16 protein-coding genes and 2 tRNA genes are annotated in these 19,638 nt (G+C 68.8%); 3 read left to right on the top strand and 15 right to left on the bottom strand.

The genetic code is table 11. From position 1 onward, the window contains the following. Window positions 1-18: 18 nt before the first annotated feature. From rodA to folC, 8 genes are all read right to left on the bottom strand, one after another. Window positions 19-1,218 carry a rod shape-determining protein RodA gene (gene rodA, locus IE185_RS04115; RefSeq protein WP_138894494.1) on the bottom strand — a complete coding sequence of 400 codons (1,200 nt, stop codon included), beginning with the start codon at window positions 1,216-1,218 and terminating at the stop codon, window positions 19-21. Then, the gene (gene mrdA / locus IE185_RS04120; protein WP_138894495.1) at window positions 1,218-3,386 is read right to left on the bottom strand and encodes a penicillin-binding protein 2; all 2,169 of its coding nucleotides are present in this window, start codon (window positions 3,384-3,386) and stop codon (window positions 1,218-1,220) included. Before mrdA ends, rodA begins: the two co-directional genes overlap by 1 nt. Before the next feature lie 37 nt (window positions 3,387-3,423). After that, complete coding sequence (mreD, locus tag IE185_RS04125; RefSeq protein ID WP_138894496.1) at window positions 3,424-4,095, bottom strand: rod shape-determining protein MreD; 672 nt, start codon at window positions 4,093-4,095, stop codon at window positions 3,424-3,426. 12 nt (window positions 4,096-4,107) lie between these two features. Beyond that, window positions 4,108-5,061: a rod shape-determining protein MreC gene (mreC, locus tag IE185_RS04130; RefSeq protein ID WP_138894497.1), complete on the bottom strand. Its 954-nt coding sequence runs from the start codon at window positions 5,059-5,061 to the stop codon at window positions 4,108-4,110. A gap of 101 nt (window positions 5,062-5,162) precedes the next feature. Beyond that, window positions 5,163-6,182: a rod shape-determining protein gene (locus IE185_RS04135; RefSeq protein WP_028813452.1), complete on the bottom strand. Its 1,020-nt coding sequence runs from the start codon at window positions 6,180-6,182 to the stop codon at window positions 5,163-5,165. 289 nt (window positions 6,183-6,471) lie between these two features. Beyond that, window positions 6,472-6,885, bottom strand: a complete 414-nt coding sequence (ndk, locus tag IE185_RS04140) for a nucleoside-diphosphate kinase (protein WP_138894498.1) — start codon at window positions 6,883-6,885, stop codon at window positions 6,472-6,474. 94 nt (window positions 6,886-6,979) lie between these two features. Beyond that, window positions 6,980-7,342, bottom strand: a complete 363-nt coding sequence (locus IE185_RS04145) for a DUF4233 domain-containing protein (RefSeq protein ID WP_138894499.1) — start codon at window positions 7,340-7,342, stop codon at window positions 6,980-6,982. A 5-nt stretch (window positions 7,343-7,347) separates the two neighbouring features. Then, window positions 7,348-8,862 (bottom strand): bifunctional tetrahydrofolate synthase/dihydrofolate synthase, encoded by a 1,515-nt coding sequence (gene folC, locus IE185_RS04150; RefSeq protein ID WP_138894500.1) that lies wholly within the window; start codon window positions 8,860-8,862, stop codon window positions 7,348-7,350. Between the two features lie 206 nt (window positions 8,863-9,068). On the opposite strand from folC, the gene IE185_RS04155 reads away from it, so the two are divergent. Next, the gene (locus tag IE185_RS04155) at window positions 9,069-10,094 is read left to right on the top strand and encodes a rod shape-determining protein (protein WP_138894501.1); all 1,026 of its coding nucleotides are present in this window, start codon (window positions 9,069-9,071) and stop codon (window positions 10,092-10,094) included. Between the two features lie 69 nt (window positions 10,095-10,163). Here the strand turns inward: IE185_RS04155 and IE185_RS04160 are convergent, their stop codons facing one another. Further along, a complete protein-coding gene (locus IE185_RS04160) occupies window positions 10,164-12,788 on the bottom strand; it encodes a valine--tRNA ligase (RefSeq protein WP_138894502.1) in 2,625 nt (874 codons plus the stop codon). Between the two features lie 136 nt (window positions 12,789-12,924). Here IE185_RS04160 and IE185_RS04165 point away from each other — a divergent pair, with 136 nt between their 5' ends. Beyond that, complete coding sequence (locus tag IE185_RS04165; RefSeq protein ID WP_138894503.1) at window positions 12,925-13,908, top strand: hypothetical protein; 984 nt, start codon at window positions 12,925-12,927, stop codon at window positions 13,906-13,908. An 85-nt stretch (window positions 13,909-13,993) separates the two neighbouring features. Here the strand turns inward: IE185_RS04165 and clpX are convergent, their stop codons facing one another. The 5 genes from clpX to IE185_RS04190 form a co-directional block, all read right to left on the bottom strand. Further along, window positions 13,994-15,289: an ATP-dependent Clp protease ATP-binding subunit ClpX gene (gene clpX, locus IE185_RS04170; RefSeq protein ID WP_138894504.1), complete on the bottom strand. Its 1,296-nt coding sequence runs from the start codon at window positions 15,287-15,289 to the stop codon at window positions 13,994-13,996. A gap of 148 nt (window positions 15,290-15,437) precedes the next feature. Beyond that, on the bottom strand, window positions 15,438-16,109 hold the full coding sequence (locus IE185_RS04175) for an ATP-dependent Clp protease proteolytic subunit (RefSeq protein ID WP_138894505.1): 672 nt from the start codon (window positions 16,107-16,109) through the stop codon (window positions 15,438-15,440). Between the two features lie 42 nt (window positions 16,110-16,151). Further along, window positions 16,152-16,757 (bottom strand): ATP-dependent Clp protease proteolytic subunit, encoded by a 606-nt coding sequence (locus IE185_RS04180; RefSeq protein ID WP_138894507.1) that lies wholly within the window; start codon window positions 16,755-16,757, stop codon window positions 16,152-16,154. 249 nt (window positions 16,758-17,006) lie between these two features. Then, window positions 17,007-18,386 carry a trigger factor gene (tig, locus tag IE185_RS04185; RefSeq protein ID WP_138894506.1) on the bottom strand — a complete coding sequence of 460 codons (1,380 nt, stop codon included), beginning with the start codon at window positions 18,384-18,386 and terminating at the stop codon, window positions 17,007-17,009. A gap of 178 nt (window positions 18,387-18,564) precedes the next feature. Then, window positions 18,565-18,641, bottom strand: a tRNA-Pro gene (locus IE185_RS04190). A 137-nt stretch (window positions 18,642-18,778) separates the two neighbouring features. Between IE185_RS04190 and IE185_RS04195 the strand changes: the two genes are divergently transcribed. After that, window positions 18,779-18,852: transfer RNA gene (locus tag IE185_RS04195), tRNA-Gly, on the top strand. Between the two features lie 85 nt (window positions 18,853-18,937). On the opposite strand, the gene IE185_RS04200 is transcribed toward IE185_RS04195, so the two are convergent. Continuing rightward, window positions 18,938-19,132 carry a hypothetical protein gene (locus IE185_RS04200; protein WP_037649254.1) on the bottom strand — a complete coding sequence of 65 codons (195 nt, stop codon included), beginning with the start codon at window positions 19,130-19,132 and terminating at the stop codon, window positions 18,938-18,940. Between the last annotated feature and the right edge of the window lie 506 nt (window positions 19,133-19,638).

A 19,638-nucleotide genomic window follows, 5' to 3' on the forward strand; every position in this document is an offset into this window, starting at 1 on the left:
GGGCCCCGGGTGAGCGCCTTACGCCGACATGGGTCGCTGCACCCTGATCGACTGGAGCAGTCCGATCGCGACCCACACCGCGAACATCGACGATCCGCCGTACGAGACGAACGGCAGCGGCAGTCCCGCCACCGGCATGATGCCGAGGGTCATCCCGATGTTCTCGAACGACTGGAAGGCGAACCAGGCGATGATGCCGCCGGCGACGATCGTGCCGTACAGCTCGGTCGTCTCGCGGGCGATGCGGCAGGCACGCCACAGCACCACGCCGAGCAGCAGCAGGATCAGGCCGGCGCCGAGGAAGCCGAGCTCCTCACCGGCGACGGTGAAGACGAAGTCGGTCTGCTGCTCGGGTACGAACTGTCCGGTGGTCTGGCTGCCCTTGAACAGGCCGGTGCCGGTGAGGCCGCCGGAGCCGATGGCGATGCGTGCCTGGTTGGTGTTGTAGCCGACGCCCGCCGGGTCGAGTTCGGGGTTGGCGAACGCGGCGAAGCGGTTGATCTGGTACTCGTCGAGCACGCCGAGCTGCCAGACGACGACGGCGCCGACGGCCCCGGTGCCGATGAGGCCGAGGACCCAGCGGTTGGAGGCCCCGGAGGTGAGCAGCACCCCGAGGATGATCACCGCTATGACCATGACGGAGCCGAGGTCGGGCATCAGCATGATGACGACGATCGGTACGACGGCGAGGCACAGGGCCTTGACGACGGTGCTGTGGTCGGGATGTTCCTGGTCGCCCGCGTCGACGCGGGCGGCGAGCAGCACCGCCATGATCAGGATGATGGTGATCTTGGTGAACTCGGAGGGCTGGAGGGAGAACCCGCCGCCGATCACGATCCACGCGTGGGCGCCGTTGATGGTCGCGCCGAGCGGCGTGAGGACGAGCAGGACCAGCACGACCGACAGCCCGTACAGCACCGGCACCGCGCCGCGCAGGGTCCGGTGGCCGAGCCAGATCGTGCCGATCATCAGGGCCAGCCCGATGCCGGTGTTGAGGATGTGGCGCCAGAGGAAGTACTCCGGGTCGCCCTGGTTGAGCTGGTCGCGCGTACGGGTCGCGGACCAGACGAGAAGCGCGCCGATGACGGACAGCGCGAGCGACGACCAGAGCAGCGGCCAGTCGAGCCGGCGCAGCACCGAGTCGCGGGCGGTGAGCTTGGCCAGGGTGCCGCGCTCGGGGGCGTAGCGCTGGACGGAGAAACCGTGCGGGCCGGACATCAGTCGCCACTCCTGCCGATTGCGATCTGCTGGTCGGCAGCCGGGTCCTTGGGCTTCTCGGGTACGTACGGCCTGATCTCCGGGGCTTCGATGGAGCCGTCCCGGCTGATCTTCGGGAGGTCTTTCTGCGGCTTGGGGAGCAGGGCCTTCTTCGGGTTGATGTCGCCGTCGTCACTGACGCCGTAGAGGGCGTCGTAGATGTTGCGTACGGCGGGGCCGGAGGCGCCGGAGCCCGTACCACCCTGGGAGATCGTCATGACGATCGTGTAGTCGTCGGTGTAGGTCGCGAACCACGAGGTGGTCTGCTTGCCGTAGACCTGGGCGGTGCCGGTCTTGGCGCGCATCGGGATCTTGTCCTGCGGCCAGCCGCCGAACCGCCAGGCGGCGGTGCCGCCGGGCTCGACGACGGAGCGCAGGCCCTTGTCGAGATCGCTGATGGTCTCGGCGTCGACCGGCAGCTTGCCGTCGGCCCGGGGCTCGATCTCCTCGATCCTCTTGCCGTCGGGGCTGATCACGGCCTTGCCGACGGTGGGCTTGAAGAGGGTGCCGCCGTTGCTGATGGCGGCGTAGGCGGTGGCCAGTTGGACGGGGGTGATGAGGACGTCACCCTGGCCGATGGCGAAGTTGATGCTGTCGAAGGCCTTCAGCTGGTTGCCTTCGAGGCAGCTCTCGTAGGCGATCTGCTCGACGTAGGTGCCGCCCTTCTTGCCCTGCTTGCACCACGCGTCCTTGTTGGCCTTCCAGAAGTCCTGCTTCCACCGGCGGTCGGGGATGCGGCCCTTGACCTCGTTCGGCAGGTCGATTCCGGTCTCGCCGCCGAACCCGAAGTCACGGGCGGTCCGGTAGAACCAGTCGTGAGCGCCCTTCTTGGGCTTTATTCCGCCGTCACGCTGCCACTCCTCATGGCCGAGACGGTAGAAGACGGTGTTGCAGGAGAACTTGAGCGCGTCGCCGAGGGTGATGGGGCCGTGCCCCTTGGACTCGAAGTTCGCGAAGCTGCGGCCGCCCATGCTGTAGGAGCTGCTGCAGTTGTAGCGGCCGTCGAAGGGGTGGCCGCCGCGCACGGCCGCGCTGGCCGACACCACCTTGAAGACGGAGCCGGCGGGTGCCTGGCCCTGGATGGCGCGGTTGAGCAGCGGGTAGTTGGAGTTCTTGCCGGTGAGCCTGGCGTACTCCTTGCCGGAGATGCCGCCGACCCAGGCGTTGGGGTCGTAGTCGGGCTGGGAGGCCATCGAGATGACGCGGCCGGTCTTGGACTCCATGACGACGACGGCGCCCGAGTCGGCCTCGTACGGGCGGCCGGTGATCTTGTCGGTCTCCTTGCGCACGGTCTTCATCGCCTGGTGGAGCTCGTACTCGGCGACGGCCTGCACGCGCGCGTCGAGGGACGTGACGACGTTGGAGCCGGGCACCGTCGGGTCGTTCTCCGCCTCGCCCATGACGCGGCCGAGGTTGTCGACCTCGTAGCGGGTGACGCCGGCCTTGCCGCGCAGCTCCTTGTCGTAGGTGCGCTCGAGACCGGAGCGTCCGACCATGTCGGAGCGCAGGTACGGCGACGGGCCGTCCTTGGCCTTCTCGATCTCCTCGTCGGTGACGGGCGAGAGGTAGCCGAGGACCTGGGAGGTCCTGGCCTTGCCCGGCGCGGTGTAGCGGCGCACGGCCGTCGGTTCGGCGGTGATGCCGGGGAAGTCCTCGGCGCGCTCGCGGATCTGGAGGGCCTGCTTGGTGGTGGCCTCGTCGGTGACGGGGATCGGCTGGTACGGCGAGCCGTTCCAGCAGGGCTGCGGGGTCTCGGAGTCGCAGAGCCTGACCTTGTCGGCGACTTCCTTCGGCTTCAGGCCGAGTACGCCGGCGAGGCGGGCCAGTACGCCCTTGCCGTCGTCCTTCATCTTCATCAGCTCGGTGCGGCTGGCGGAGACGACGAGGCGGGTCTCGTTGTCGGCGAGCGGCACGCCGCGGGCGTCGAGGATCGAGCCGCGGACGGCGGGCTGGACGACCTGCTGCACGCCGTTGCCGGCCGCTTCGGCGGTGTACTCGTCGCCGTTGCGGATCTGGAGGTACCAGAGGCGGCCGCCGAGCGTGAGCAGCAGCGAGAAGACGAGGACCTGGATGATGATGAGCCGGATCTGGACCCTGGGGGTCCGCCCGGTCTCGGGAATGTTGCTCACGCCGTCCCCTCCTCGAAGTCCGTGGTGCGGGCGGTGGTCACAGCCGCTTGACTCCCTTGATGCGTCCTGCCCGTGCCGCCCGGGAGCGGGCGGCCTTGACCCTCAGTCCCGCGCGCCGGCTGCCGATGCGCAGTCCGGTGCCGGAGGCGAGCCAGCCGCTGGCCACGTCGGCGCCGTTGGTGCCGCTCTGGCTGTCGGCGAGCGGGTCGTTCTCAGCGCGTCTGGCCAGGGCCATGACGGCCGGCACGACGAACGGGGCGAGCAGCAGGTCGTACAGCGCGGAGGTGAGCAGCAGGTTCACGATGCCCACGTGACGGGCGGCCGTGTCACCGACCAGCGCGCCCACTCCGGCGTACAGGAGGGTGGAGCCGATGGCGGCGACGACGACCGCGACCATCGGGGCGGTCGCGGACCTGATCTGGCCGTTCTCCGGCTTCGCGAGTCCGGCGAGGTAGCCGATGACGCACAGGACCAGCGCGTAGCGGCCGGCCGCGTGGTCGGCGGGCGGCGCGAAGTCGGCGAGGAGGCCCGCGCCGAACCCGATGAGGGCGCCGCTCATGGGTCCGTACACGAAGGCGAGGCCGAGGACGGTCAGGAGCATGAGGTCGGGTACGGCCCCGGGCAGTTGCAGCCTGGCGAGCACGGTGACCTGGACGACGAGGGCGACGACCACCAGGGTGGTGGAGAGCAGCATCCGGTTGAAGCGCATGGGGTTCAGCTCCTACTCGGTGCCGGCGGCGGGATCGGTGCCGTCGGCGGGCGGCCCCGAGGGCGTGACCGTGACGGTGACCGTGGGGATGGGCCTGGGGCCCGCGGGCTTCGGCGGCAGGACGGTGTCGCGCGGGTCCTTGCGCGGCGCCTGGACGACCACGCCGACGATGTCGAGCTTGGTGAAGCCGACGTACGGGCGGACGTAGACGGTACGGGTGAGGTCGCCGCCCGCCGGATCGACGCGGACGACCCGTCCGACCGGGACGCCCGGGACGAACGGCTTCGCGGCCTGTGATCCGAAGGTGACGAGCCGGTCGCCCGCCTTGACCTTGGCCTTGCCGTTGAGCATCTGGACGCGCAGCGGGCGGTCGCCCTGGCCGGTGGCGAAGCCGAGCTCGTCGGTCTTCTCCAGGCGGGTGCCGACGGTGAAGTCGGGGTCGTTGGCGAGCAGGACGGTCGCGGTGTCCGGGCCGACGGTGGTGACGCGGCCGACGAGTCCGTCGCCGTTGAGCACCGTCATGTCGCGCTTGATGCCGTCGTTGCCGCCGGCGTCGATGGTGACGGTCCAGGAGAAGCCCTGGGCCGCTCCTATCGCGATGACTTCGGCGCCCTTGATGCCGTACTGGCCGGCTCCGGCCCGCTTGAGCATCTTGTCGAGCTGGCGTACGCCGCTGCGGTTGCGGTCGTCGCTGCCGAGCTTCTGCTTGAGTGCGGCGTTCTCGCGTTCGAGGACGGTGAGGCGGTCGTGCCGCTCACCGGAGTCCCGAACGGCTCCCACGGCGTTGCCGATCGGGTCGACGGCTGCGGCGACCCCGTTCTCCACCGGTCCGAAGACGGTGGCGGCGGCCCGCCTGGCACCGTCGACCGGCGAATCCTCGCCGCCACGGATGTCCACCGTGATCAACGCGAATGCGATGGCGATCAGCAGCACCAGGAGCAGCCGACTCTCTCGTGTGTCCCTCACGTGCGGCGGCCGTGCCTTCCTCGTCGGAATTCTGGTGTCTGTATATCAACGATCCGCCGCACGAGAGGGAAGGCCTCGTACGGCGGATTCGTCAGGGCGGCTCATCGTCGGGGCTGGGCGTCCAGTACCTGCTGGAGCGCTTCGAACTCCTCGACGCACTTTCCCGCTCCGAGCGCGACGGAGTCGAGCGGGTCCTCGGCGATGTGGATCGGCATGCCGGTCTCGCGGCGCAGGCGCTCGTCGAGACCGCGCAGCAGGGCGCCGCCGCCGGTGAGGACGATGCCGCGGTCCATGACGTCGCCGGAGAGCTCGGGCGGGCACTTGTCGAGCGTCGTCTTCACGGCGTCGACGATGGCGTTGACCGGCTCCTCGATGGCCTTGCGGACCTCGGCCGCCGAGATGACGACGGTCTTGGGCAGACCGGAGACGAGGTCACGGCCGCGGATCTCGGTGTGCTCGTCCTTCTCCAGGTCGAACGCCGAGCCGATCGTGATCTTGATCTGTTCGGCGGTGCGCTCGCCGAGCAGGAGGGAGTACTCCTTCTTGATGTGCTGGATGATCGAGCTGTCCAGCTCGTCGCCGGCGACCCGGATCGACTGTGCCGTGACGATTCCTCCGAGGGAGATGACGGCGACCTCGGTGGTGCCGCCACCGATGTCCACCACCATGTTGCCGGTGGCCTCGTGGACGGGCAGGCCCGAGCCGATGGCCGCGGCCATGGGCTCCTCGATGATGTGCACCTGGCGGGCGCCGGCCTGGGTGGACGCCTCGATGACGGCGCGGCGCTCGACCCCGGTGATACCGGAGGGTACGCAGACGACGACACGGGGGCGGGCCAGGTAGCGCCGCTTGTGGATCTTCAGGATGAAGTAACGGAGCATCCGCTCCGTGATCTCGAAGTCGGCGATGACGCCGTCCTTCAGCGGCCGGACGGCAACGATGTTGCCCGGCGTCCGGCCGATCATCTTCTTGGCCTCGGCACCAACGGCGAGGATCCCGCCGGTGTTGGTGTTGATGGCGACGACGGAGGGCTCGTTGAGCACGATCCCTTTGCCCCTGACGTACACCAGCGTGTTGGCGGTCCCGAGGTCGACAGCCATGTCACGGCCGATGAACGACATTGAGTTCCCCTTGTTCCCCATGAGGATGCGTCGGGCCTTCCCAAGTGGAGCGGTTGGCTTTTTAGGACGACGAAGTGGGTGGTGCGGGCGTGGAGGTTTCCATCGTAGTGCCGCCTGCACGGAAGCGGCGCGAGGGTCCTTCGCCATTGTGAGCGGAACACGTACCCGTCCCAGTCATGGTGACGTCGTGTCGGGGGGATCCGTTCCCCACATCTTCCCGCATATGCCGGGGGGCGGCCGAATTACTTCGGTCGCCCCAGGCCATGACCTCTGTTTGGCTGATGCCGCGTCAGGAAAGACCGGGGAAGAAAAGCTTCAGTTCCCGCTCCGCGGACCCTTCGGAGTCCGAGGCGTGGATGAGGTTCTCCCGGACGATGGTGCCGAAATCCCCACGGATGGAGCCAGGAGCCGCCGCGATCGGGTCAGTGGGACCCGCCAACTGGCGTACACCCTCGATGACGCGCTCGCCCTCGACGACCAGCGCGACGACGGGGCCGGACGACATGAACTCGACCAGCGGCTCGTAGAAGGGGCGGCCCTTGTGCTCGCCGTAGTGCTGCTCCAGCGTCTCGTGGTCGAGCGCGCGCATCTCCAGCGCGGTGATCTTCCAGCCGGCCTTGCGCTCGATGCGGCCGACGACCTCGCCGATCAGCCCACGTCGGACCGCGTCCGGCTTGAGAAGGACGAGAGTGCGCTGAGACATGTACGGGGCTCCTTGCAGGGCATAGCGGATGCGATGCCCTGAGGCTACAAGGGCACGCGGCGGGGGCCGCACCCGGCACTGGTGGCGGCGGCCCCTACGAGGCCGGGGCCCCGGCCTCGTCGGCCTCCGCCTGCGCGGCCCACCGCGCCTTGGCCTCGTCGATCTTGCGGCCGTAGTGGATCGACGCCCACCACAGGCCCGCGAAGACCACGCCGAGGAAGAACATCGCCGGGACGACGAAGCCGCTCACGATCAGGCCGATCTGGAGCGCCCAGCCGAGCTGCACCCCGCCCGGCCGGCCGAGCATGCCGCACAGCACGACGGACAGCAGCATCGCGACGCCGCAGACCGTCCAGACCGCCGTCACCGACAGGTCGTCGGACTTCATCGCGACGAGGCCGGCGAAGGCCACCACGAAGAACTCGCTGATCAGCGTGGACGCGCAGAGCATACGCACAGGATTCAGCCCCTCCCCAGGAGCAGTCGGGCTTCGCCGACCGTGATCACGGAACCGGTCACCAGAACGCCGCCGCCGGCGAACTCGCCCTCTTCCTCGGCGAGCGTGATGGCGGCCTCCAGCGCGTCGTCGAGGCGCGGCTCGACCTGGACGCGGTCGTCGCCGAAGACCTCGACGGCGATCGCGGCCAGCTCGTCGACGTCCATCGCGCGCGGCGTGGAGTTACGGGTGACGACGACCTCGGCGAAGACCGGCTCGAAGGCTTCGAGCACACCGCGCACGTCCTTGTCGCCGCTCGTGCCGACGACGCCGATCAGGCGGCTGAAGCTGAACGCCTCCGTGACGGCCTCGGCCGCCGCCCGCGCGCCCGCCGGGTTGTGCGCCGCGTCCAGCACGACGGTCGGGCTGCGGCGTACGACCTCCAGGCGGCCCGGCGAGGTGACCGAGGCGAAGGCCTTGCGGACCGTGTCGATGTCCAGCGTGCGCGCGTGCTCGGCGCCGATGCCGAAGAACGCCTCGACGGCCGCCAGGGCCACCGCCGCGTTGTGCGCCTGGTGCGCGCCGTGCAGCGGCAGGAAGACCTCTTCGTACTCGCCGCCGAGTCCGCGCAGGGTGACCAGCTGGCCGCCGACCGCGATCTCGCGGGAGACGACGCCGAACTCCATGCCCTCGCGGGCCACCGTGGCGTCGACCTCGACGGCCTTCTTCAGCATCACCTGGGCCGCGTCGACCGGCTGCTGGGCCAGGACGACCGTGGCGCCCTGCTTGATGATCCCGGACTTCTCGACCGCGATCTCGCCGGGCGTGGCGCCGAGGCGGTCGGTGTGGTCCAGGTCGATGGGCGTGATGACGGCGACGGACGCGTCGATCACGTTCGTGGCGTCCCAGCTGCCGCCCATGCCGACCTCGACGACCGCCACGTCCACCGGCGCGTCGGCGAACGCGGCGTACGCCATGCCCGTCAGCGTCTCGAAGAACGACAGGCGGTGCTCCTGCATGCCGTCGGTCATCTCGACGTACGGCTCGATGTCCCGGTACGTCTCGATGAAGCGCTCGGGTTCGATCGGGGAGCCGTCCAGGCTGATGCGCTCGGTGATCGACTGCACGTGGGGGCTGGTGTACCGCCCGGTACGCAGCTCGAAGGCGCCGAACAGTGCCTCGATCATGCGGGCGGTGCTGGTCTTGCCGTTGGTGCCGGTGATGTGGACCGAGGGGTACGCGCGCTGGGGCTCGCCCAGGACGTCCATCAGCGCCGCCATCCGGACCAGCGACGGGTCCAGCTTGGTCTCCGGCCAGCGGCCCAGGAGCTCCTGCTCGACGGCACGCAGCGCCTTGTCCACCTCCGGGTCCTGCGGGCGTCCGGCGGCGTCGTCACCCTGGCGCGGGGCGCCCTGGGTGCGCAGCGTGCGGCTGCCTGCCTCGATCACCGCCAGGTCGGGGTCGCGGCCGGTCTCGGCCTCGACGATCTCTTCGAAGGCGTCGGGAGTGTCGCTGTCATCGTGCGGGGGGAGCTGGCTCACGGGACCAGTCTACGGAGCACCGGTGACAGCGCCCCGCCAGGACCTGCGCGCCGCCTCCGGACCCCGCCGGGAGCGCCCCGGGACCGCCTGCGCACCGTCTGCGGAACGGCTGCGGACCGCCTCCGCGCCGCCTTCGGCCGCTCTGCGGCGGCGGATCCGGCGATGTCGTGCCAGCCTGGGGACACCACGATCGGAGGTTTCTCCAGATGGGTGACACGGCCAAGGACATCGGTATAGACCTGGGGACGGCGAACACCGTCGTCTATGCCCGGGGCAAGGGCATCGTCCTCAACGAGCCTTCCGTAGTGGCGGTGCAGGCCGGCTCCGGCACCGCCCTGGCGGTCGGCCGGGAGGCCAGGGACACCATCGGCCGGACGCCGGGTTCGATCACGGCGATCCGCCCGCTCAAGGGCGGGGCGATCAGCGACTACCGGGCCGCCGAGGAGATGATCCGGCACTTCGTGCGCAAGGCTGTGCCCGGCCGCAACCCCCGCACCCGCATGGTCCTGTGCGTACCGAGCGGTATTACTCCGGTCGAGCAGCGCGCGATCGTCCAGGCGGCCGAGCGCGTCGGCGCCCGTACCGTACATCTGGTCGACGAACCGCTGGCGGCGGCGATGGGAGCCGGACTGCCGGTGTCCAAGGCGCACGGTTCGATGGTGGTCGACATCGGCGGCGGCACCACCGAGGTGGCCGTGATATCGCTCGGCGGCATCGTCGCGGCGTGGTCGCTGCGGGTCGGCGGCGACCGGCTGGACGAGGCGATCGCCGACCATGTGCGCAAGGAGCACGGGCTGCTCATCGGCGAGCGGACGGCGGAGGCCGTGAAGCTGGCGATCGGATCGGCGTGCCCGGTGCCGGAGGACCCCGACCTGGAGCACCGCACCTTCGCCGTGGGCGGGCGGGAGAAGATCCCCGGCGGTCTGCCGCACACGCTGGAGCTGAGCGCGGCCGAGGTGCGGGCGGCGCTCGACGAATCGTGCGAAGCGGTCGTGACGGCGGTGAAGTCGACGCTGGAGGAGTGCCCGCCGGAGCTGGCCGACGACGTCATGGAGCACGGCATCGTGCTCACGGGCGGCGGGGCGCTGCTGCCGGGGCTGGACCTGCGTATCGCGGCGGGCGCCGGGATCCCGGTGTTCGTGGCGGACGACCCGATGGACTGTGTGGCGCTGGGAACGGGCAAGTGCGTCGAGAACTTCGACGCGCTGGAGGACTTCCTGGCCGACTGGTAGCTCCCCGGAACATGCCCGAGGGCCCCCGCGCGTCGGCGCGGGGGCCCTCGTCACACGTCGTACGCGCCTCTACTTCTGCGGCAGCGCCGCGAGCTGGGCGGTGATGCGCTCGATGTCCGCCTCGGCCTTGGAGAGCCGCCCGCGGATCTTGTCGACCACGTTGTCCGGGGCCTTGGCCAGGAAGGCCTCGTTCCCGAGCTTGCCGTGCGCCTGGGCCTTCTCCTTCTCGGCCGCCGCGAGGTCCTTCGCCAGGCGCTTGCGCTCCGCCTCGACGTCGATCGTGCCCGAGAGGTCGAGCTCGACGCGGGCGCCCGCGACCGGCAGGGACGCCGTGGCGTGGAAGCCCTCCTCGGCCGGCTGGAGGCGCAGCACCTGGCGGATGGCCGCCTCGTGCGGGGCGAGCGCCGTACCGTCCAGGGTCAGCCGGGCCGGGACCTTCTGGCCGGACTGCAGGCCCTGGTCGGAACGGAAGCGGCGGACCTCGGTGACGACCTGCTGGACGAGTCCGATCTCCTGCTCGGCCCCGGCGTCGCGGAAGCCCGAGTCGCTGGGCCAGTCGGCGATGACGAGCGACTCCCTGCCGGTGAGCGTGGTCCACAGCGTCTCGGTGACGAAGGGGACGACCGGGTGGAGCAGGCGCAGCATCACGTCGAGGACTTCACCGAGGACGCGGGCCGAGACCTTGGCCGGCTCGCCGCCCGCGAAGAAGGTGGTCTTGGACAGCTCGACGTACCAGTCGAAGACCTCGTCCCACGCGAAGTGGAAGAGCGCGTCCGAGAGCTTCGCGAACTGGTAGTCCTCGTAGTACGCGTCGACCTCGGCCACCGTGGCGTTCAGCCGGGACAGGATCCACCGGTCGGTCGCCGACATCTGCTCGGCGGGCGGCAGTTCGCCCTCGACCGTCGCGCCGTTCATCAGCGCGAAGCGGGTGGCGTTCCAGATCTTGTTGGCGAAGTTGCGGGAGCCCTGGACCCAGTCCTCGCCGATCGGGACGTCGACGCCCGGGTTGGCGCCGCGCGCGAGGGTGAAGCGGACGGCGTCGGAGCCGTACTCGTCCATCCAGTCCAGCGGGTTGACCGCGTTGCCGAAGGACTTCGACATCTTCTTGCCGAACTGGTCGCGGACCATGCCGTGCAGGGCGATGGTGTGGAACGGCGGGGTGCCGTCCATCGCGTAGATGCCGAACATCATCATCCGGGCGACCCAGAAGAAGAGGATGTCGTAGCCGGTGACCAGGACCGAGTTCGGGTAGAACTTCTCGACGCTCGGGGTCTGTTCGGGCCAGCCGAGCGTGGAGAACGGCCACAGGCCGGAGGAGAACCAGGTGTCCAGGACGTCCGTGTCCTGGTGCCAGCCCTCGCCGGTGGGCGCCTCGTCGTCGGGGCCGACGCAGACGACCTCGCCGTTCGGGCCGTACCAGACGGGGATCCGGTGGCCCCACCACAGCTGGCGCGAGATGCACCAGTCGTGGAGGTTGTCGACCCAGCCGAAGTAGCGGGGCTCCATCTCCTTCGGGTGAATCTCGACCCGGCCGTCGCGGACCGCGTCGCCGGCCTCCTTGGCCAGCGGGCCGACCTTGACCCACCACTGGAGGGACAGGCGCGGCTCGATGGTCGTCTTGCAGCGCGAGCAGTGCCCGACGGAGTGGACGTACGGGCGCTTCTCGGCGACGATCCGGCCCTCGGCGCGCAGCGCGGCGACGATGGCGCTGCGGGCCTCCAGGCGGTCGAGGCCCTGGAAGGGACCGTGCGCGGTGATGACCGCGCGCTCGTCCATGACGGCCAGGTTGGGCAGGCCGTGGCGCTGGCCGATCTCGAAGTCGTTCGGGTCGTGGGCGGGCGTCACCTTGACGGCGCCGGTGCCGAACTCCGGGTCGACGTGCTCGTCGGCGACGACCGGGATGCGGCGGCCGGTGAGCGGCAGCTCGATCTCGGTGCCGACGAGGTGCGCGTACCGCTCGTCGTCGGGGTGGACGGCGACGGCGGTGTCACCGAGCATCGTCTCGGCGCGGGTCGTGGCGACGACGATCTCGGCGTCTGAGGAGCCGTACCGGATGGAGACGAGCTCGCCGTCGTCCTCCTGGTACTCGACCTCGATGTCGGAGATGGCCGTCAGACAGCGGGGGCACCAGTTGATGATGCGCTCGGCCCGGTAGATCAGCTCGTCGTCGTACAGCTTCTTGAAGATCGTCTGGACGGCCTTGGACAGGCCCTCGTCCATGGTGAAGCGCTCGCGCGACCACGCGACGCCGTCGCCGAGGCGCTTCATCTGCCCGGAGATCTGGCCACCGGACTCGTCCTTCCACTGCCAGACGCGCTCGACGAACGCCTCGCGGCCCAGGTCGTGACGGGACTTGCCCTCCTTGGCGAGCTCGCGCTCGACGACGTTCTGGGTCGCGATGCCGGCGTGGTCCATGCCGGGCTGCCACAGGGTCTCGTAACCCTGCATGCGCTTGCGGCGGGTGAGGGCGTCGATCAGCGTGTGCTCGAAGGCGTGCCCGAGGTGGAGCGATCCCGTGACGTTCGGCGGCGGGATGACGACGGTGTACGGCTCTTTGTCGCTCTTCTCGTCCGCCTCGAAGTAACCGCGTTCCACCCAGCGCTCGTACAGCTTCCCCTCTACCTCGGCCGGCGCGTACTGGGTCGGCAGTTCGGGGGCGGGGGCTGCTGGCTGCTGCGATGAGTTCTCGGTCACGGGCTCAGTTTACGGGCGTCACAGCCCCGTACCGAAACCGGATTCTTGGTAACGGTGAGGGCCCCGCCGCCCCGGGACGGCGGCGGTTCCGCCAGGATGTTCGCAACGCACAAGCATCTGGAGGGGAACCCAGTCCATGAGCTACAACCAGCCGGGCCCGTACGGCGGGCAGCAGCCCGGTCCTTACGGCCAGCAGCCGCCGCAAGGCCAGCCGAACCCGTACGGACAGCAGCCCCCGCAGGGCCAGCCCGGCTACGGATACCCCCAGCAGGCCCCGCCTCCGCAGGGTTACGGATACCCCCAGCAGGGCCAGCAGCAGCCCCCGTACGGTCAGCAGCCTCCGTACGGCCAGCCCCAGCAGCCGGGTCCCTACGGCCAGCAGCCCCCGTACCCCGGCGGCATGGTCCCGCCCCCGCCGGGCGCGCCGAAGAAGAAGACGGGCCTGATCGTGGGCGTGGTCGTCGTGGTGCTCGCGGTGATCGCGGGCGGCGCGTACTTCCTGACGTCGGGCGGGGGCAGCGGTGACGTCGCCGACGACGGCAAGCAGTACAAGCTGACGGCGCCGGAGACGATGCTGGGCGAGTACAAGAAGAACACCGCCAATGCCAGTGGCACGAGCGGCGGCCTGCCCGCCAAGGACGCGGCGGAGCTGGAAGCCGTGGGCATCGCCAATCCCCAGCAGGAGGGCGCCGCCTACAAGGTCGGAGAGGGACCGACCGCCAAGCAGCTGAACTTCAGCGGCGTCTGGGGCGAGATCAAGGACCCCGAAGCCGTGCTGGACGCGATGTTCGCGAAGCAGAAGGAGAGCCTCGACAAGAGCACGGGCCCGGGTATGAAGATCGAGCTCGTCGGCGAACCGGAGGCGGTCACTCCCGACGGGTTCGAGAACGGCGTGATGAAGTGCCGGATGATGAAGATGTCCGGCATGAGCGGCGCTTCGTCCTCGGGCGCCCCCTCCGCCATCACCATTCCGTCGTGCATCTGGGCCGACCACAGCACCCTGGGCACCGCGAGCCAGGCCGACCCGGCGTCCTTCCTCAGCGGTAAGGGCCAGACGATCGACGAGGCGGCCGCCACGGCGGCCAAGGTCCGCGACGAAGTGCGCGTCGAGATCAAGTAGTCGTCCCGCACCACGGGTACGAACGCGAAGGGGCGCCCGGCCAGTTCGACTGGCGGGGCGCCCCTTCGCGTACGGGCCCGGACCGCTACGCGGACTTCTCGTGGCGGCCGTCGTTCTTGATGATGCGCGGCTCGCGCGGGACCAGCGTCGGGTTCACGTTGTTGTGGACCACGTCCGCCGTGATGACGACCCGGGCCACGTCCTTGCGGGACGGGACCTCGTACATCACCGACATCAGGACCTCCTCCATGATGGCGCGCAAGCCCCGCGCGCCCGTCTGGCGGAGGATCGCCTGGTCCGCGATCGCCTCCAGCGCCTCGCGCTCGAACTCCAGCTCCACGCCGTCGAGTTCGAAGAGCCGCTCGTACTGCTTCACCAGCGCGTTGCGCGGCTCGACCAGGATCTGGAGGAGCGCCTCGCGGTCCAGGTTGTGGACCGAGGTCAGGACGGGGAGGCGGCCGATGAACTCGGGGATCATCCCGAACTTCACCAGGTCCTCCGGCATGACCTCCTGGAACTGGTCGCTCGCCTCGATCTCCCGCTTCGAGCGGATCGTCGCGCCGAAGCCGATGCCCTTGGCGCCCGCCCGCGACTCGATGATCTTCTCGAGGCCGGCGAACGCGCCGCCCACGATGAAGAGCACGTTCGTCGTGTCGATCTGGATGAACTCCTGGTGCGGGTGCTTGCGGCCGCCCTGCGGCGGGACCGAGGCCGTCGTGCCCTCAAGGATCTTGAGGAGGGCCTGCTGGACACCTTCACCCGATACGTCGCGCGTGATCGACGGGTTCTCGCTCTTCCGGGCGACCTTGTCGATCTCGTCGATGTAGATGATCCCGGTCTCGGCCTTCTTGACGTCGTAGTCGGCCGCCTGGATCAGCTTCAGCAGGATGTTCTCGACGTCCTCGCCGACATACCCGGCCTCCGTCAGCGCCGTCGCGTCGGCGATGGCGAACGGGACGTTGAGCATGCGCGCGAGGGTCTGCGCCAGCAGTGTCTTGCCGGAGCCCGTGGGGCCCAGCAGGAGGATGTTGGACTTGGCCAGTTCGATCGCGTCGTCACGGCCCGAGCCGGCGCCCGCGTTCTCACCCGCCTGTACGCGCTTGTAGTGGTTGTAGACCGCCACCGAGAGCGCCTTCTTGGCGGGCTCCTGACCGACTACGTACCCCTCGAGGAACTCGTAGATCTCCCGCGGCTTGGGGAGTTCCTCCCACCGCACCTCGGAGGTCTCTGCGAGCTCCTCCTCGATGATCTCGTTGCAGAGGTCGATGCACTCGTCGCAGATGTACACACCGGGTCCTGCGATGAGCTTCTTCACCTGCTTCTGGCTCTTGCCGCAGAACGAGCACTTGAGCAGGTCGCCGCCATCACCGATGCGTGCCACGAGGTGCTTCCCCTTCGCCTGGGAGACGCCACGTTCAGCGTCTCCTGGTGCCTCATATCCGACGGTACCTTGCCTGGCCCCCCGTTCGGGCCCCCCTTGGCACGGTTCACATCGACGTGCCCGGTGCCAAGGGGTCGGCTGCCACGCGTCAGGCGCCCACTGGCGCGTTCTTGCGGGTGGACACGATCTGGTCGATCAGACCGTACGCAAGAGAGTCCTCAGCGGTCAGGATCTTGTCGCGCTCGATGTCGTCGCGGATCTTCTCGATCGGCGTGGTGGAGTGCTTCGCGAGCATCTCCTCCAGCTGCGAGCGCATCCGCAGGATCTCCTGCGCCGCGATCTCCAGGTCGGAGAGCTGCTCACGGCCCGTCTGCGAGGACGGCTGGTGGATCAGCACCCGCGCGTTCGGCAGGGCCATGCGCTTGCCCGGCGTACCGGCGGCGAGCAGGACGGCGGCGGCGGAGGCCGCCTGGCCCATGCAGACCGTCTGGATGTCCGGCTTCACGAACTGCATCGTGTCGTAGATGGCCGTGAGGGCCGTGAACGAGCCGCCGGGGCTGTTGATGTAGATCGAGATGTCGCGGTCCGGGTCCATCGACTCCAGGCACAGCAGCTGCGCCATGACGTCGTTGGCGGAGGCGTCGTCGATCTGCACACCGAGGAAGATCACGCGCTCCTCGAAGAGCTTCGCGTACGGGTCGTACTCACGCACGCCCTGCGAGGTGCGCTCGACGAAGCGCGGCACGATGTAGCGGTTGTCCACCTGCGGGCCGGTGTAGAGGCCGCTCGCGGAGAATTCGTTCATGTGGGTATTCACCATCCTGGTGGCGTTCGGTGGGCTGGGGTGGCTCGGCTGCGGGGATCAGGCCCCGGTGCCGCCGCCGCCCGGAACGCCCGAGGCGGAGCTGATGATCTCGTCGATGAGGCCGTACTCCACGGCCTCTTCCGCCGAGTACCAGCGGTCGCGGTCACCGTCACGGATGATCGTCTCGACGGTCTGGCCGGAGTGCCGGGCGGTGATCTCCGCCATGCGCTTCTTCGTACGCAGCAGCTGCTCGGCCTGGATCTTGATGTCCGAGGCGGTGCCGCCGAGGCCGGCCGAGCCCTGGTGCATCAGGATGTCGGTGTTGGGAAGCGCGAAACGCTTGCCCGCGGTGCCACCGGTCAGCAGGAACTGGCCCATCGAGGCCGCGAGGCCCATGCCGATGGTCACCACGTCGTTCGGGATGTACTGCATGGTGTCGTAGACCGCCATGCCGGCCGTCACCGAGCCGCCGGGGCTGTTGATGTAGAGGTAGATGTCCTTGTCCGGATCGGCGGCAAGGAGGAGCAACTGCGCTGTGATCTTGTTGGCGATGTCATCGTCGACCTGCTGGCCGAGGAAGATGATCCGCTCGCCGAGCAGCCGGTTGTAGACCTGGTCGCCGAGGCCTCCACCGATGGACGGCTCACCCGCGGCGTACGGCATCAGATTCGTCACGTATACACCTGCTCGTCTCTGACGGCTTCGGCCGTCTCAGCGTCTTCGTACCGGAGAGCGGGGACTCCCCACTCTCCTCTTCATGGACCCTAACGCGCAGGTAGGACAACGCCATCCCGCTTCCCGAACTGTTCGCTGGGAGCGCAAGCTCCGGGCCGGCGCCCGCGTACGGCGACGGGCCCGGACGCGTGATGCGTCCGGGCCCGTCGTCGCAGATCAAGCAGATCGGATCGAGGCTCAGGCCTCGGTCGTCTTCTCCTCGGAGGGAGCCTCGGCGGCGTCGGCGGCCTCGGCGGCCTCCTCTTCCTCGTCCTCCAGCTCGACGGCCTCACCGTTGGTGTCGGTGACCTTGGCGGCCTCGACGACGACGGCGAGCGCCTTGCCGCGGGCGACCTCGCCGACGAGCATCGGCACCTGGCCACCCTCGACGACGGCCTGGGCGAACTGGTCGGGGCTCATGCCGGAGGACTGCGCGCGCCGCATGAGGTGCTCGGCGAGCTCCTCCTGGTTGACGTTCAGCTTCTCCTTGTTGACGAGCTCGTCGAGGACGAACTGCGTCTTGATGCCCTTGACCGCCTGCTCGCGCAGCTCGGCGTCGAACTCCTCGGCCGTCTTGCCCTGGATCTCGAGGTACTTCTCGATGTCCAGGCCCATCTGGCCGAGCTGGTGGTGCTCCAGGTTGTGCTTGCGGGTCTTGACCTCGTCCTCGAGGAGCTTCTCGGGGATCGGGACCTCGACCAGCTCCAGCAGCTTCTCCAGGACGCGCTCCTGGGCCTGCGTGGCCTGGTCGTACTGCTTCATGTTCTCGAGGCGCTTGCGGCTGTCGGCCTTGAGCTCGTCGAGGGTGTCGAACTCGCTCGCCATCTGCGCGAAGTCGTCGTCCAGCTCGGGCAGCTCACGGGCGGCGACCGCGGTGACCTTGACGGTGACCTCGGCCTCCTTGCCCTCGGCGCTGCCGCCCTTGAGCGAGGAGGTGAAGGTGGCCTCGCCACCGGCCTCCAGGCCGGTCACGGCCTCGTCGATGCCGTCGAGGAGCTCGCCGGAACCGATGGTGTACGAGACACCCTCGGCGACGCCGTCCTCCAGGACCTCGCCCTCGACCTTGGCCTGCAGGTCGATCGTGACGACGTCACCGTCGGCGGCGGGGCGCTCGACCGCGTTGGTGGAGGCGAAGCGCGTGCGCAGGTCCTCCACGGCCTTGTCGACGTCCTCGTCGTTGACCTCGACCGCGTCGACCTCGACCTCGATGCCGGAGTAGTCCGGGATCTCGATCGTCGGGCGGATGTCGACCTCGGCGGTGAAGGAGAGCAGCTCGCCGTCCTTCAGCTCGGTGATGTCGACCTCGGGCTGGCCGAGAACGTTCAGCTCACCCTCGTTGACAGCCTCGGTGTAGAACTTCGGAAGGGCGTCGTTGACGGCCTCCTCCAGCACAGCACCACGGCCGAACCGCTGGTCGATGACTCGGTTCGGGATCTTGCCCTTGCGGAAGCCCTTCACCGTGACCTGCTGGTTGATCTTCTTGTACGCCGCGTCGAGGCTGTCCTTGAGCTCCTCGAAGGGCACCTCGATGCTGAGCCGAACCCGGGTCGGGTTCAGGGTCTCCACGGCGCTCTTCACGGTTCGGTCTCCTTGGGGGCTGACTTCTGGGGTTCTGCTGGGCCGCGCGGGAGGCGGCTTCGCCGTTTCGAGCCCGGCACATCAGACACACGGGCACGAGTTTGCATAGTAACGGCAAGCAGGAAGACTCCCACAACGCGATCTTGTTCCGGTGATCGCGCGGGATCATGTCGGGTGATGGTCGGGGTGGCCGGATTCGAACCGACGACCTTCCGCTCCCAAAGCGGACGCGCTACCAAGCTGCGCCACACCCCGTCGGTGCGACACGTAGGGTACATGCCCGGGGACAGAACGGCGGCCGCTTTACGGGCGTCGTATCGGGTGTGCATCAAAGCCCGGGGACCCGCTACGATGCTCTTCGTGCCGCGGTCACGTGACCTGCGGCGCACTGTGCGGGCGTAGCTCAATGGTAGAGCCCTAGTCTTCCAAACTAGCTACGCGGGTTCGATTCCCGTCGCCCGCTCCACTGCTTCCGGCCCGGCTCGGTGATACGTCACCGAGCCGGGCCGGTGGCGTTTCCGGAGCCGCGCCGCCCGCCCGCCGCGACTCCTTCAGAAGCTGATCTGGTTGATGGTCTCCGCTATCGAGTTCAGGAAGCGGTTGATCGACGGCGCCATCCCGGTGGACGCGAGGAAGAAGCCGAAGAGCACGGCCACCACCGCCGGTCCCGCCTTGATCGACCCCCCGCGGATCAACACCACCAGGACGATCGCCAACAGAAGCACCACAGACAGTGAAATGGCCACAACTGATCACACCCTCGGTCGGTCCGCCTTGCCGGCCCGGGAGCGCACGGCCCAGCGCACTCCCGCAGGCACCATCGTGCCACCAACTCACCACTGGCGGCTGCCGGGTGACGCAACGTCGACGGCCGGCTCACGCTGCCGGGAGGTCCGGCGCACACCCCGGGGCGCGGGCGCCGCATATGCGCGACGCTGAATTGTTCTGCCCCCTGCGGGAGTTAATAGACGTGATCGTTTCGCCATCCACACATCATGTTCGCAGGAAATTCGAATTGGGTGAACGCCCACACAACAACGGTCGACAAAGGCGCAATGAACAGGACATATCGCCAGAGTCACCCGCTGGCGGTATGCACCATTTAATCAGGATGAGTTACCCCATGCGGGCGTGATGATGTGAGCCTCGCCATAAAAGGCGATCTTCATGTCGACTTCTCCGCGCACGGGGTAGACGGCGAATAGGAGTGAGCTGCGAACGAGGTTTTACGAAATCCATCGCGCGACGCTAG

Origin of the sequence: Streptomyces chryseus, assembly GCF_014650755.1 — a bacterium.
Lineage (GTDB): Bacteria > Actinomycetota > Actinomycetes > Streptomycetales > Streptomycetaceae > Streptomyces > Streptomyces chryseus.

What these genes read in the sequence shown, in the direction of transcription:
- rodA (WP_138894494.1), bottom strand. Translation starts at nt 1,218, where the DNA reads ATGTCCGGCCCGCACGGTTTCTCCGTCCAGCGCTACGCCCCCGAGCGC.
- IE185_RS04155 (WP_138894501.1), top strand. Translation starts at nt 9,069, where the DNA reads ATGGGTGACACGGCCAAGGACATCGGTATAGACCTGGGGACGGCGAAC.
- ndk (WP_138894498.1), bottom strand. Translation starts at nt 6,885, where the DNA reads ATGTCTCAGCGCACTCTCGTCCTTCTCAAGCCGGACGCGGTCCGACGT.
- IE185_RS04135 (WP_028813452.1), bottom strand. Translation starts at nt 6,182, where the DNA reads ATGTCGTTCATCGGCCGTGACATGGCTGTCGACCTCGGGACCGCCAAC.
- mreD (WP_138894496.1), bottom strand. Translation starts at nt 4,095, where the DNA reads ATGCGCTTCAACCGGATGCTGCTCTCCACCACCCTGGTGGTCGTCGCC.
- IE185_RS04180 (WP_138894507.1), bottom strand. Translation starts at nt 16,757, where the DNA reads ATGCCGTACGCCGCGGGTGAGCCGTCCATCGGTGGAGGCCTCGGCGAC.
- IE185_RS04175 (WP_138894505.1), bottom strand. Translation starts at nt 16,109, where the DNA reads ATGGTGAATACCCACATGAACGAATTCTCCGCGAGCGGCCTCTACACC.
- IE185_RS04165 (WP_138894503.1), top strand. Translation starts at nt 12,925, where the DNA reads ATGAGCTACAACCAGCCGGGCCCGTACGGCGGGCAGCAGCCCGGTCCT.